Consider the following 14,829-nt stretch of genomic DNA (forward strand, 5'->3'; position numbering starts at 1 on the left):
GGGTAGGGAAGTCAACAAACGAGCAGGAGACAACCAGTCCAGCGTGTGCGAAAGGTCGATGGTGCCAGCGCCGACCTGATAGTTTTGTTTTGCCTGTTTCAAGTTCGGCATGGTCGCGTCCGGTCATTGCGGGCGCCGCCGTGGTCTCAAATTTCCAAACATTGCTCATTTAGAACCACTATGGAGATTGATTGGTCATGAAAAAGCTAACCTTCATCGTTGTAAGTCTCTTGCTACTGCTCACTGTGGGCAGCCTCCAAGCGCAGGAGCCGATCACCCTGACCTATATGGCGAGTCAGGGGTGGGTGCCGGATGCCGAAATCGAGTTAGGCGCGCAGTTTGAGGCTGAGACCGGGATTCACGTCGATTACCAGATCGTCCCGGCGGATCAGTATTTCACGCTGCTGCAGACGCGTCTGAACACGGGGGAAGGCACGGATATCTTCGGCGGGCAGAGCGGCGTGACGGATCTGATCATCAACTACAACGTCGAAGCCAACGCCGTCGATTTGAGCGACCAGCCGTGGGTAGCGCAAATGGATCCGCTGGTGCTGGAGCAGGCCTCGGTCAACGGCAAAGTCTACGGGTTGACCTTGTGGGATGTCATGGGTACGACGTGGGTCGTCAACTACAACAAGGCCATCTTTGCAGAGAATAACCTGAGCGTTCCCACCACCTACGCCGAACTGAAGGCGACCTGTGAGACACTGCTCGGCGTGGGCATCATCCCGATTTTTGAGCCGGTGGCGTCCGGTTGGCATCATGTGTTGTGGTTCCCCGAACTCGGGCCGCGCTATGAAGAAGTCACACCGGGACTGGCGACGGCGCTCAATGCGAACGAAACCACATTCGCGGAAGATCCGACCATGCTCTCGGTCGTCGAGCAGTTGAAAGAACTGTATGACCTCGGCTGCTTTGGCGACAATGCGCTGGCAGATACCACCGAATTTACGACGGAAGCCCTGGGAACCGGGCAATATGCCATGGGCCTGACCAACCTGACCGGCCCGCAGTCGATTGAAGCGGATTACCCGGATGTGAGCGCCGACAATTTCGGCTTCTTCGTCATGCCGCTCGCCGATAATCAGAACCTGAACATCAACCCCGCTGGCCCGACCAAGTTCATCTATTCCGGCTCGGAACACATCGACGCGGCGCTGCAGTATTTTGAGTTCCTCACTCGCCCGGAGAGCCTGCAATATCTCATCGACAATAATCCGGCGATGCGTACGCTCCCGTTCGCAGGGCTGACCTTCAACCTCATGCCAAGCCAGCAGGAATTCCTCGACTCGTTCGCGCCGGAACAGCGCGGCACGGTCTATCAGACGGCGGTTAACTATGTGAACCCGCAGTGGATGGACATTGGGCAGGATCTGACGGCGATGTTCACCGACGCCATCGAACCGCAGGAAGTGCTGGCGCACATTGACGAACGCCGCGCCCAGATGGCGCAGGCCGCGCAAGATCCCGCGTGGGGCGGTTAAGGCGCACATCAACCGATAGCAACGATGACCCGGGCGGGCTGGTCTGCCCGGGTTGTCACCTGCCACCATCGTCAGTTGATCCTGAAAGTTCATCATGAAAAATAGCGTTTATCCTTTCTACTTTACACTGGGCGCGCTCCTCTTATATGTCGTGTTCGTGGTTCTGCCCGGTTTCATGGGGATTGCTTATTCCTTCACGGATTGGAACAGCTACACCACCGAGGTGAATTTCATCGGACTGGAGAACTTCAGGACGATCCTCTCTGCCAGTGAGAACTATCTCGGTTACATCCAGAATACGCTGCTGTTCACCGTGTGGACGATTACGCTCAAAACGATCATTGCCTTGTTTCTCGCCGTTCTCCTGAACTACGGAGTGCGGCGGTTTTCGCATCTCTATCGGGTCATTATTTACCTGCCCGTGGTACTGCCGACAATTGCTGTCGGGCTGGTTTTTCGCTCCATCCTCAATCCCCGGTCCGGTATTCTGAACGAGTTTTTGCGCGCGGTGGGTTTGGGTGGGCTGGCGCAGTCGTGGTTGGTCAACCCGGATATCGCCTTGTTCTCGGTGATCGGCGTCGATACCTGGAAAGGTGTCGGCTATATCATGGTGATTCTGCTCGCCGGGCTCCAGACCATCCCGCAGGAATACTACGAGGCCGCCGAGATCGACGGCGCGACTCCGTTCGCCCGCTTCCGGCACATCACGCTGCCGCTGCTCGTCCCGGCGATCACGGTTGTCTCCATTCTCAATCTGCTCTATGGTCTGCGCGTGTTCGACATCGTCTATGTGCTGACCGGGGGTGGCCCGGGGTATGCGACCGATGTCGTGTTCACCGCCGTCTTCGACGAGTTTTCCAAAGGGCGCTACGGCTTGGGGACGGCGCTGTCGACGGTCTTGTTCGTCATCATGACGGTGGTCGGCATTTTTATCGTGCGCCGGCTCACCCGCGATCCCATTGAGGCCTAACGATCATGCAGTCATCGACGAAACTGTTAAGTGGTACGCGCAACAACTTCATTGCGCTGCTGGTGTGTCTGCTGGTGCTCGTTCCGGTCTATGTGGTGCTGGTTAATTCGCTCAAAGACTCCGCCGGAGCGCGCACCATGAGCGCTGCCTGGCCCGATACGCTGCACTTCGAGAACTTCTTCACGGTGATTGATCGCGGCAAACTCGCGCAGAGCTTCGTCAACAGCATGCTCTACGCCACCAGTGCCACGCTCGTCAGCACGCTGCTGGCGGCCATGGCGGCCTATGTGTTGGCGCGCAACCGTACCCGCCTGAACCGCTTCGTCTACTTCTTCATCGTCATGGGCATCGCCATGCCGTTGAACTTCTTCACGCTGACGAAAGTGATGCAGATCACCCATCTGATCAACACACAGTTCGGGATTATCATTCTGTACGCCGCGACGCAGATTCCGTTCAACGTCTTTCTGATCTACGGGTTCATCGATGCGATTCCGCGCGAACTGGACGAAGCCGCCATCATCGATGGCTGCGGCCCGTTTCGGCTGTTCTTTTCCGTGATCTTTCCGCTGCTGACCCCGGTCATTGTGACCGCGGGGCTGCTCAACTTTGTCGGGATCTGGAACGAGTTTTTGCTGCCGCTGTACTACCTGAATAACAGCAGCTTCTGGCCGATGACGCTGGCGGTCTATAACTTCTTTGGGCAGTACCAGCAGGACTGGAATCTGGTCTCGGCGGACATTGTGCTCACCGTCGCGCCTGTACTGGTGATCTATTTGCTGGGGCAGCGGTTCATTCTCTCCGGCCTGACGAGCGGAGCCGTGAAGGGCTAGGTTCGTGCGCAGCGCCATCTAAGCGTTCTGGCGCTTGCCGTTTATCCGTCAACAGGGAGTCCAACTTGCAACTCATTCGCTACACCCTTCAGGGTAATGCTGTCATCATCGAAACGACGACGGGCTATCTCGGGCTGATCCCCTATGCCGACAGTGTGGTGCGCGTGCGCTATGCGCCGACGGCCGCCTTCGCCACCGAACCGAGTCTCATGGTGATCGCCTCCCCAGACCCGTCGGTGGAATTCAGCGTGCACGACACCCCGGACACGGTGATCGTCTCCCTGCCGAAGCTGACCATCCAAATCCAGCGCGCGACCTGTGCTTTCACCTATCTGGATAGTACTGGGATGCTGCTGACCAAAGAACCAGATCGCGGTGGCAAAGCGCTCATTCCCGTCGACGTGGTCAAGGCCGTGTTCGACTCAGATGCCGAGGCCTATGTCCGCAAGGATGTTGATGGTGTCCGGGCGGTGCGGTCATCCGCCCAGAAAGTGGTTGATCGGCACGCCTTCCACACCAAACTGGAATTTGAGTGGCAGGAGGGCGAAGCCTTGTATGGGCTGGGCTCCCACGAAGAGGGCATGCTGAATCTGCGGGGACAGCATCAGTATCTGTATCAGCAGAACATGAAAGTCGTGATCCCCGTGCTGCTGTCAACGCGCGGCTATGGCATCCTGCTCGACAGCTATTCGTGGATGAGTTTTCGCGACGACGCCTTCGGTTCGTATCTGTGGACGGATGTCGATGACGAACTGGACTTCTATTTCATCTACGGCCCGGAATTTGATCAGATCGTGCGCAGCTTCCGGCAGTTGACCGGGCGCGCGCCGATGCTCCCGCGCTGGGCCTTTGGTTACATCCAGTCGAAAGAACGCTACGTGTCACAGAGCGAACTGTTGGATGTCGTCCGCGAATACCGCGCGCGCGCCCTTCCGCTCGACTGTATCGTGCAGGATTGGAAGACGTGGCCGAATGATCTGTGGGGGCAGAAAACCTTCGACCCGGAACGCTTTCCTGATCCATCCGGCATGATGACGGAACTCCATCGCCTGCACGCCCGCCTGATGATTTCCATCTGGCCGATCATGAACCCGGGCGGCGACAACTGGCGCGAAATGCGGGCGGCGGGCTGTCTGCTCGGCAATCAGGCGACCTACGATGCATTTCAGGAACGGGGGCGCGCGCTCTACTGGCAGCAGGCAAATGACGGCCTGTTCGCCCACGGGATTGATGCGTGGTGGTGTGACTGTACTGAGCCGTTTCAGGCGGATTGGATGGGCGTGTTTAAGCCGGAACCGGAAGAACGTCTGCGCATCAACACCGAAGAGGCGAAAACCTACCTTGATCCGGAATTCATCAGCGCTTACTCACTGCTGCATTCGCAGGGCATCTACGAGGGGCAGCGGCAGACCGGATCGGCGAAACGCGTCGTCAACTTGACGCGGTCGGGGTATGGTGGGCAGCAGCGCTACAGCACGATCACCTGGTCCGGCGATGTGTCGGCGACGTGGGACACGCTGCGGAAGCAGATCGCGGACGGTCTGAACTTCTGCGCGGCGGGCATGCCGTACTGGACGACTGACGTTGGCGCGTTCTTCGTCAAAAATGATCCGAAACTCTGGTTCTGGAACGGTGATTATGACGGCGGCGTCGCCGATCTGGGCTATCGTGAGCTGTTCGTGCGTTGGTTTCAGTACGCGGTCTTTCTGCCGATGCTGCGCCCCCATGGCACCGATACCCCGCGCGAGCTGTGGCGGTTTGGCGAGCCGGGTGAACCCTTCTACGATGCGTTGGTCAAATTTCTCCACCTGCGCTATCGCTTGCTCCCGTATATCTATTCGCTCGCGGGCATGGTCACGCACGACGATGATACGCTGCTGCGCGCGCTGCCCTTCGACTTTCGCGCTGACCCGGCGTGCTATAACGTCGACGATCAATATATGTTTGGGCGCGCCTTACTCGTCTGTCCCGTGACGCAGCCCATGTATTACGCGCCAGAGTCGCGTCCGCTCACGGATGTCGCCAAAACGCGATCCGTCTATCTGCCGCAGGGTGCAGACTGGTACGATTTCTGGACGGGGCAGTGCTACACGGGCGGCCAAACGTTGGTCGTAGAGGCAGGCCTGGACACGCTGCCGTTGTTTGTGCGCGCGGGTTCGATTGTGCCCCTGGGACCCGTGGTCAGCTATGCCGATGAAGCGCCCGACGCCCCGCTGGATCTGCGCGTTTATCCGGGACAGAGCGGCAGCTTCACGTTGTATGCGGACGAAGGCGACAACTATAACTATGAGCAGGGGCAGTTCGCGACCATTCGCGTCAGTTGGGATGAGTCCGCGCGGCGGCTCACGCTGCATGCTCGGCAGGGCAGTTATCCGGGGATGCCTACGACGCGCGAGTTTCGCGTCAGCGTGGGCGGCGGCCTGAACGACGCACCCAGCGCCAGTCAAACGGTGGTTTACGACGGGCGTGAAATCAGCCTGATTTTAACATGAGGTAGGGATAAGGGGGTGCCTTTCACTCAAGGCGTTATCCCTATCAGGGGTAGTGTCCCCTCCCGTTCATGGGCGAGCACATAGGGTCGCCCCTACAGCCAATATCCGCGATCATTAGTTAAATGGCATAATTGCGTCCCTACGAGAAAAGCGTGGTTGTGTAGGGACGCGATTGATCGCGTCCGCAAAAGCCCAAGACCGACAGGTAACCCGGTTTCACGGCATTCTCCGCACTTACTGGCCTGCCTTGGCCTTTGGCTGACAAACGGTCATTGGCTTAGCCTGGTGCTGCGCTGACCAAAAACCTCTAGCTTTAATATATGCTGGTGCTTTGAATTCTCAATGATCTCTGAGGGCTCTATTAGATTGGCTGTTCATGGGAGTTGTATTATTGTAATTTTGTTCAGTTGAAGAGAGTGTTTATTCTAAATCAAGTATGTGCTTGTTGAAGTGTAGAAATGCCGCTCAGAGAATTGAGCAAAAATTTGGATTATAGTACTATAATTCTATTCTCAATTCTGAATCAAGTCGTTATGATGGGCGAAGTTGAGTACGGAGTGTGTCTCGCCAGTTCGTGTGCTGGGTCTGAAAGAGCACATCCATAGATTGAGAGAAGCATTCTGCTTACTCGCCTTTGCTCTGGTAGCCTCTAGTCATTTCTCTCACGGGCAAACGCCTAGCGTTCCCTTCTTTCAGCCAATCTAGTGACCAGTGTGCCGACATGCGTAGCTATCGAAAGATAGCTGTCGCTGCTTATTTCAACATGGGTAAGGATGGTTATAGTATGTTGTACATCACCGATCAAATACGTTGGCGTTCTCTGCTCAGATATTTCTTTGTTTTACTGCGGCTCTCAAGACCGGTCATAGCCGCAATCATCCTCTTCACACTCACTGCTAATATCTCAGCGATGCCTGAGCAGCAACAAATTGTCTCTGCCTTCCAACCGACCCGAGCTTCGATTTATGGAACGTTCTATTATCCTTGGTACCGTAACCCGGCGGTTGATGGCCGTTTTGCGTTCTGGGAGGGCAATAGTCATTCACCGCCGTCCAACTGGAATGCTAATTTCCTCCCGGTGCCTCCCGGTGCTTACAACGCTGCCACTGGTGTGATCAATCCAGCGGTAGGTCTGTACAGCTCCCTTGATCAGAACATCTTCTACTGGCAAATTAGTCAGATGGCGCAGGCGCACCTTGAAGTTAGCATTAGCTCATGGTGGGGTCGTTCATCGTCCCCTACCAGTCAGACTGCGGGGCAGTTTGCCACATCCGGTGGTCCAGACTATGTTTTTCGGCAGATCATCACGAATTGGATGAACCGTGCAGATAACCCTTACCCGAATCTAAGGTGGGCGCTCTATTACGAAAAGGAGGGGTTCGCTAATCCGACCGTGGCGGAGATCACATCGGATTTACAGTACATTAATGCGAACTACGTTAATCAGCCCGCGCATCTACAGGTGAACGGGAGGCCGGTTATCTTTGTATATGCCGACGCTACAGATGGCTGCGCAATGGTGAATCGCTGGCTACAAGCCCGAGCACAATCAGGGGTTAATTTTTACCTTGTCCTCAAATTGTTTTCCGGGTATCTGACCTGTGCCTCACAACCCGATAGTTGGCATCAGTACGCACCTGCGGTACGTTCTGGTACACACTCACCCCACAGCGCTTTCATCAGCCCAGGATTCTGGAACAGCGGCGAAACGCCAAGGCTAGCCCGTAATCTGACGGATTTTGAAAATGCCGCTGCTGTGCTCGTATCCGCCAATGCTCAATGGAAGTTGATCGAAACCTGGAATGAGTGGGGAGAAGGAACCTCAGTCGAACCTGGTATACAAGTGCAGCAGACAGTGAGTGGCACGGCAGTCACTTCGGTAAATGGCGCGCCATTCCAAAATGCGTATGTTGACGTGTTATCGCGTTGGTTGCCACCACTTCAGGCGGGGACAGGGGCGGGAACAACAGTTATTCCTATGCCATCATCGACGACTGTTCCACTGTCTCCAACAACCTCTGTGCCTGCGTCACAAACAGCCGTGACTGGAAGCGTCATTTTTGGCGCAGGTGGTGACATTGGTGCCAATTATCGTTCGGATGCCAGTTTGCGCGCAATCCCAACCAGTGTGGCACAATTCTTTCTTGCCTTGGGGGATGCTGACTACGATGAAACGTCGTCAGACCAAGCGTGGTGCGATTACGTTCGAGCGCGAGTTGGAGCGAATTTCCCATTCCAACTTGTCACGGGAAATCACGAGGAAGGTTCATCAACCAGCCCTGGACCTGACGGCTATATCGAGAATATGACGGCTTGTCTGCCCGACCGTCTGGGGGTTCAGCCCCTCATTCCTGGTCGCCCGGGTTATGCTGCGAACTACTATTTCGACTACCCTCACTCCAACCCCATTATGCGGGTGATCATGATTTCCCCGGATCTACTGTATGCCGGTGTTGATTACCAGTTCAATCGAACGGAACAGACAAACTACAATGCCTTGGCCGCCGCGATTGATAGTGCGAAACAGTCAGGGCGCTGGGTAGTCGTAGGGATGCATAAGAACTGCATCACGGCTGGAACAAAATCCTGCGAAATCGGTGTCGACCTCATGAACCTGCTTATTCAGCGCCGCGTTGATTTGGTATTGCAGGGGCATGATCACTCTTACCAGCGCAGTCGACAGCTCGCTTTGGGAGCATCATGTGCTGCAATCGTACCGGGCGCCTATAACCCGGGGTGTGTAGTGGACGATGGAAGCGACAACAGCTATACGCGCGGCGCTGGCACTATCATTGTCATCAACGGCAATGTGGGTCGGTGCTGCTATTCGATCAACATGAATGACAGCGAAGCTGGTTACTTTGCAAGACTTGTTGGTACAGATGGCGTTGATACGTCCGGTTTCGTCGTATATACGGTTTCCGCTGGGCGTCTTGATGCACGGATCGTGAACGCTGTCGGCACTTATGGCGATAGTTTCTCGATCCTTGGCAATCCACCTCCGCCGTCAACACCCACGCTGTCTCCCACGGCGCCGCTCCCGACCGTTTCTCCAACTACCACACCCGCACCTGCCACCTCAACACCCACCGGGCAAGTTACCTCGACTCCTGTTGTTGTCGGTAACACAGTGACGATCAATGCATCAGAGGATGCATACGTTAACAGCTCCAATGCAGGGAGCAATTACGGCAGAAACACGAGTATAAGAACTGATCGCAGTCCTGTTGTTCGTTCTTATCTCCGTTTCGTGGTCCCAAGCCTCAACGGAAGTATTGCCCGCGCAACGCTGCGTATTTACGCAACGAGCAGCGCAAGTGCCGGAATGGGCTACAGCGTGCAATCGACTGGCTCAAACTGGACTGAGATGACGCTTAACTATAACAACGCGCCTGCCGTCGGAAATGTGATTGGTTCAACTGCTCCGGTGATCGCTAACACTTGGACATCGGTGGATTTGTCCGCTTATATTACGGTACCCGGTACCTATGATTTGGTGCTGACCTCTAACGATAACCGTGCTGTTTCGTATTCCAGCAGGGAAAGTGCTAATTCGCCTCAGCTCGAATTGAGCGTTGCCGACGAATCCGTATCTGCCACGGTTCCGTCCCGCACGACGCCCACTCTAATGTCGACAGTCACACCAACAATCACCCCAACTGCATCTACGCAAGCTCCCGCCCAAACACTCTCATTCAACGCATTGGCCGATGCCTATGTGAATCAGGCTGTATTGACGACGAATTATGGCAGAAGTTTGGCACTGAGAATCGATGGTTCGCCCATGGTCAATACTTACCTCAATTTCAATGTCCAAGGGGTGTCGGGGCCAGTGACGAACGCGGTGCTGCGGATCTATGCCAACAGCAGTACTACGACAGGCTTTGATGTGTGGAGTGTAGTTGCAACACCGTGGACAGAAAGTACAATCACCTTTAGCAATGCCCCGGCACTGGAGAGTATCGTTCGGTCGTCAGGTGCATTCAGCGCCAATACGTGGGTTACACTCGACGTAACCTCGCTGGTCAGCGGGAATGGAACGCTTAGCTTAGGTCTGACAGGGTCGAATGATACGGCGATTAGTCTCTCCAGTCGCGAAGGCGCGAATGTACCACAACTCCTTGTTGAGGTCGGTGGGGCGACTATGATGCAGAGTCAGGCAATGGAGCTTGCGGCCTCATCTATAATTGGTCCTGAAAACGCAACTTTGGTAGACAGCACTTCTACTGCTGCCACCAGCGAAGTGCCGACCGCAGTTACCACTGTCGAACTCTCACCGCTGCTGACGGATACGTCACAGAACTTCAGCGGAACGCCGACCGCTCAAGCTTTTCCCACTGTCGACCTAGCGCTGCCAGTGACTCCCCAGCCGACAGTTACAGAGATGTATTTGGACCAGATGACTTCCACTCCATTCCCGACTCTGCCTATTCTAGGTCCCAGTATGCCGACGGTAGTTGCTCCCGATGAGGTCCTTCCGACCCCAACGATGGAATTTCCCATCGTTTCCCCGCCGCTCTACGACAGCATGGATACGATGCCGCAGGATTGGCAAGTCGCAGGGCTGTGGACGCTCAATGCTGCTGGTGCGTATAACGGGGTTGGGCTTGGCTGGTGGGCCAGTGGAGGTACTGAGAACATTCTGCATTGGGCGAAGCAGATTGATCTGCGGAATGTTCCAAATGCTCACTTGCTCTTCAGTGCCAGGGTTTTTGGGGAAGATCTGCCGTTAATCGTGGAAGTCAGCGCGACCGGAAGTCCATGGGCGCCTGTTTATTCGGTCATGCCCGCAACAGATTGGCAGTTCGTCGATATTGATCTCAGCGGATACTACGGACAGATCGTCCAAGTGCGTTTTGTCTGGCTAGCACAACGAGCCGAAAGCTTGGCGCTTCTGGATGAAGTGATGCTGTTGGCAGTCGATCCGGTAATCTCTGTCGCGACTATGCCCCCTGGCCCAGTTGATTCGACACAAGTTCAGATGTCAACGCCCGCTGTGCCGGAGCTTGTCACGCCTACATCGGAAAGTAGTGTCACCCAAAACCCTATTGAGGTTCAAGTGGAAACAACGCCGGAAGTCGTGCTAACGACAAGCCCATAAGGCACTGAGTACACGGAAATTGCTTGGAGAGTTCCGAGAGGACTCTCCAATGTCAAATACACTGGACTGCAATCAGCGATGTGTACTGTTTGAATACTAACCAACGCCGGTGTGAACGCGCTGATTCTGAACAGCACCTAATCAGAAGGTTGGTGTTCGCCATAATTGCTAATGAGGGTTAGGAGAGACAGGAAACTTCGCTTATCTCGCTGAAGTGCGCCATGGCGCACTTCGGTGGGACATCAAAAACGTTCTTCTACTTCCGATTGAAGTGCGCTGCATCCATTGTAGCCCACGGGATAGCCAGCACTAAGCCAGTGTCCGCAATCCGACAAAACAGGCCAAGGCAGGCCAATCGCTACGTAGCTTCTGTTGTTATATCCAGATTCCCGGCTGGTTAGCGGCTTACGGAATGTCTGAAAGCGGCATCCACTCCAGTTGGAAACCGAACGCAGCGTTTCCCTCGTTCCACTGCGGGAAGTTTGTCCCCCACGCATTGTTGAAGAGATTGATGTGAACTCCACCAGACATATCCGGCGGCACATTCGGGAAGCGCAGCAAGGCGGGCGCACCCGGCGCGACCAGCGGCGCATCGCGTGTGGTGATCTGGAGCTGCATTGTTTCAGCCGCGCAGGTGACGCGGTCAAACACGGCGTGTAGACCCCGACTGCCGCCAGAAACGACCCCCGTCGGGTCGACCCACTGATTGAGCTTCTCGAAGCGCCACCGGGCAGCCGGCGCCAGCGGTTGGAACGACAGCCACAGCGCTTCCGGTAGACGGCACGCGGGCTTGTCCGCCCACGTTAGGCGTACATCTATCAGTGGGTGATTTTCGTGAATGTGGTAACTGACGAGGATCAGGGGCGGCGCGCCGTACAAGCTTGACCAGGCATCCGGCAGCTTGAGCTGCATGATGACGGTCGTGCCCTCGTCTGTGCGCGTGCTTGACAGGCCGATCACCTGGGCGGGCGTCGGTACGATAGAGAGCGCCTTCCCCGCGATCCCGGGCTTGCCATAATCGTAGCGCGCCCACGCGGTGACGGTTTCGCGGTCTTTGCTCTGGATATACTCGTCCCAGAAACGATCATAGTCCGCAGCGTCGAACGTTTGATAGCGGAACAGCGCCAGCCGGTGATCGGGCGCTGCCCAGATGCGACCATCAGCCCGTGTGACTAAGCCGCTGATCGCGCCTGATTGGGCGTCAAAGTCGACCAGCAAATGCGGCGTTTCGATGTGGAGGGGTGCAGGCGGCGTCAACTTTGGCAGCGCCGGAGCTGCGTCGGGAGCCAAGCTCGCGCGGGCGCGTTCGTGCCAGCGTGTCCCTTCCAGTGCGCTGACTGCCTGATCGAGATAGGCGCGCTGTTCTGTCCACGACGAGGCCATCGTCTGAAACATGGGCGTCGCGCGGACGGCGGCGAGTTCGTCGGCAGTGTAGGCCGTATAGTTTGGCAGGTGCAGCTTGGTATCCATGCCCCACGTATGCTCGGCGGCGCACAGCAGCGCATCCTGAAAGGCGAACCACGCCGCGGACGTGAGATCTGCTGTGCCCGCTTGCACAATGGTACGGCGCAGGCGTACGAGTTCACGCCACGCCTTGACCTTCTGCGGATCGGTGCCGACGCCGTGAATCCACGAATCGCCGATCTCCTCGGTGATGACGGGCAGTTGATCGCGCACGCTTTCAAGCGCGCTGGCAAACGTGTCGAGCGTGGTCGGCGTGATCTGGGCTTGGGGGAAGCGCGCCCGTAGTTCGTGATAGACAGCATCCAGCGCGGCGAGGTTGGGCGGGCCGATGTTGTCGCCCGTCATTTGCAGCACCAGCGCAGCGCGCAGGCCGGGCACCTGCACCAGCCCGCCGTAATGATGCTCGTAGATCATGATTAGTTCGTGGCCGGACGCTGCATCGCGCCAGCGGAACACGGGCGGAACGTGCGGCATGGTCGACGCTTCGTTGACGCCGATGTGCATCAGCTTGATACCCGCTTCCGCCATCAATGGGACGATGCCGCGCGTATGCCCCGGCACATCGGTCATTTTGGCGGCAATCGTGGTCCGCCCGAAACGTCGATCCAGCGTCTGCGCGATGCTCAACCCGAAGCGGAAGAGATCCGCATCCAGGAGTTCGGTATGCGTGGTGAAGGGCAGGGCGTGCCAGGCGATATCGCCTGCCGCGATAGCATCTTCCATCAGGCGGCGGTCGGCGCTGGCTGCCTGTTCCAGATAGTGATAGATCAGCCATGATCCGGTCGTCCACACGAAGCGATCCGAGGTGCCGCGTTCGCGCGTGAGCTGGGCAAGACGCAGCGCCGCCGGGATGAAGTCGTCCATGTAGTGGCGGAAGACGACCCGCGCCAGATTCGTGAAGCCTAAGTCGAGATGAGTCTTGAAGACGAGATGGATCTTCTCCACTGACGCGCCGTGATCCGATGTCTGCATCTACATTTACCTGTGTTCGTGTCTGTCAAAATACAGCGGATTGGTGAGCGCGCGAAGGTGACCGCTCGCCGGATCGCTCAACTGGGCGCGTATGTAACTGCTGCCCGCGAGAGCAATATCCAGCGCTAATTGTACGCTGTCCTGTTCAATTGCAAGGGTGCGAATTTCGCCATGTGTGCCGAGAATCTGCAAGGTCGTCCCCGCGCCATGCTGCACGTCGATTTCCAGCACGAGCCGCTCCGTGAGTGGCAAACTGTCGCCCATGATCGCGGCGCCGGAGCGCAGGGTGAGCCGCGGCCCGGTCGGGCGCTCGGTGATGAAACAGTGACCCGCGCGGAGGGCGTCGCGGAGGCGGCGTGCGGTTGGCCGCTGATCAGGGGCGATATACACCGCGACGGTTGGGGTGCCCAGTTGATGTTCGTGCGCTTGGTGCGAGAAATGATGATCGCTGCCGCCCACGGCAACCAGTCGCTCACCCCGCTGCAAATGCGCCTCCCAAAAGGCGAGACAGAGCGGGTTGAGCAGTTCCCACGGACCATTCCATACTTCGACACAGTCGTAGCCGGTGACTTGGGGAAACGCCCAATCTGGCCCAAATGGGCGCGGATGGTTACACGAGACAAGGTAACCCTGCTCACGCGCAAAGGCGATGGCGCGGTCGAGATCCGCGGGCTGCTGGACGCGGAAATCGACCCACGCGCCATCGCCCCAGATGTTCCAGTGACCGTAGTAAGTCGTCACTTCGTAGCCGGGAATGAGCAGCAGCCGCGTTTGGCTCTGCAGGCCGTTGAGGTCGACCTGATGCGTCAGATTGTTGTGATCCATGATGGCGAGAAAATCGAGGCCGAGCGCTTCGGCTAGTGCGACGATCTCCGCCGAGGTCGAATCCCCGTCACTGTTGATCGTGTGGCAGTGAAGCTCCCCAAAGTACCAGCCATCCGGCTTGATCGGGAGCGTTTTGCTATCGTCCAACGGCAGCCGTGCGGGCAGACCGGGATCGGCGCCCTCAATCGCGGGGATCAGGCGGATGTCGAGCTGATAATTGCAGCCCTGCGGGGCGACTTTGTACGCCCCAAGGCAGATATTCCACGTTCCGGCAAAGATCGTCCCCGGCATGTAACCGGGAGTGGCAGTTGTGCGCCCCACGCTGAATTTGCGGCGGGCGCTGCCGCTCCACCCGCGATACCCCGCCTTGAGAAAGTCGACGCCCCGCGGATCGAAGATGCCTATGTCGATGGTGTTGCCGCCTGAGACCAGCGGATCGGAACTGATCGCCGCGTCGTAGCTGTAGGCTACGTCAATGCGCTCAATGTCCTCTGGCACCGTGAACGGCACATGCACATACGTCAGCGTTTGATCGGGGGTTAGCCGACCGTTGATGATCAGATGCTGGGCATCAGGCATGTGAGGCGCTTCCCATCTGCTGCTTAGAAGAAGACGCGCGCCGACGCGGGCAGCGCGTGTAACACAGGCTGATTGTACCACCGGCGAACCGCAGCACTGAACCATCAAC

Annotated in this window: 7 protein-coding genes; 5 read left to right on the top strand and 2 right to left on the bottom strand. The window is 57.0% G+C overall.

Annotated elements, in window-relative coordinates:
• Nucleotides 1-197 precede the first annotated feature (197 nt).
• The 5 genes from IPK17_RS34295 to IPK17_RS34315 all read left to right on the top strand — a co-directional run bounded on the left by IPK17_RS34295 (nt 198) and on the right by IPK17_RS34315 (nt 10,880).
• Nucleotides 198-1,484 (top strand): ABC transporter substrate-binding protein, encoded by a 1,287-nt coding sequence (locus IPK17_RS34295; RefSeq protein ID WP_343422222.1) that lies wholly within the window; start codon nt 198-200, stop codon nt 1,482-1,484.
• 94 nt (nt 1,485-1,578) lie between these two features.
• Nucleotides 1,579-2,454 (top strand): carbohydrate ABC transporter permease, encoded by an 876-nt coding sequence (locus IPK17_RS34300; protein ID WP_343422223.1) that lies wholly within the window; start codon nt 1,579-1,581, stop codon nt 2,452-2,454.
• 5 nt (nt 2,455-2,459) lie between these two features.
• Nucleotides 2,460-3,287 (top strand): carbohydrate ABC transporter permease, encoded by an 828-nt coding sequence (locus tag IPK17_RS34305; protein ID WP_343422224.1) that lies wholly within the window; start codon nt 2,460-2,462, stop codon nt 3,285-3,287.
• 65 nt (nt 3,288-3,352) lie between these two features.
• Nucleotides 3,353-5,779, top strand: coding sequence for a glycoside hydrolase family 31 protein (locus tag IPK17_RS34310; protein WP_343422225.1), 2,427 nt, complete (start codon nt 3,353-3,355; stop codon nt 5,777-5,779).
• 784 nt (nt 5,780-6,563) lie between these two features.
• A complete protein-coding gene (locus IPK17_RS34315; RefSeq protein ID WP_343422226.1) occupies nt 6,564-10,880 on the top strand; it encodes a CBM96 family carbohydrate-binding protein in 4,317 nt (1,438 codons plus the stop codon).
• Nucleotides 10,881-11,285: 405 nt separating this feature from the next.
• Here the strand turns inward: IPK17_RS34315 and IPK17_RS34320 are convergent, their stop codons facing one another.
• Together IPK17_RS34320 and IPK17_RS34325 are read right to left on the bottom strand one after the other, a co-directional pair.
• Nucleotides 11,286-13,316 carry a DUF5054 domain-containing protein gene (locus IPK17_RS34320; protein ID WP_343422227.1) on the bottom strand — a complete coding sequence of 677 codons (2,031 nt, stop codon included), beginning with the start codon at nt 13,314-13,316 and terminating at the stop codon, nt 11,286-11,288.
• A gap of 6 nt (nt 13,317-13,322) precedes the next feature.
• Nucleotides 13,323-14,720, bottom strand: a complete 1,398-nt coding sequence (locus tag IPK17_RS34325; RefSeq protein WP_343422228.1) for a CehA/McbA family metallohydrolase — start codon at nt 14,718-14,720, stop codon at nt 13,323-13,325.
• Between the last annotated feature and the right edge of the window lie 109 nt (nt 14,721-14,829).

It is taken from the genome of Candidatus Flexifilum breve (assembly GCF_016713355.1).

Excerpts from the sequence above, each read along its gene's own strand:
- IPK17_RS34305 (WP_343422224.1), top strand. The coding sequence starts at position 2,460 with ATGCAGTCATCGACGAAACTGTTAAGTGGTACGCGCAACAACTTCATT.
- IPK17_RS34320 (WP_343422227.1), bottom strand. The coding sequence starts at position 13,316 with ATGCAGACATCGGATCACGGCGCGTCAGTGGAGAAGATCCATCTCGTC.
- IPK17_RS34315 (WP_343422226.1), top strand. The coding sequence starts at position 6,564 with ATGTTGTACATCACCGATCAAATACGTTGGCGTTCTCTGCTCAGATAT.
- IPK17_RS34295 (WP_343422222.1), top strand. The coding sequence starts at position 198 with ATGAAAAAGCTAACCTTCATCGTTGTAAGTCTCTTGCTACTGCTCACT.
- IPK17_RS34300 (WP_343422223.1), top strand. The coding sequence starts at position 1,579 with ATGAAAAATAGCGTTTATCCTTTCTACTTTACACTGGGCGCGCTCCTC.
- IPK17_RS34325 (WP_343422228.1), bottom strand. The coding sequence starts at position 14,720 with ATGCCTGATGCCCAGCATCTGATCATCAACGGTCGGCTAACCCCCGAT.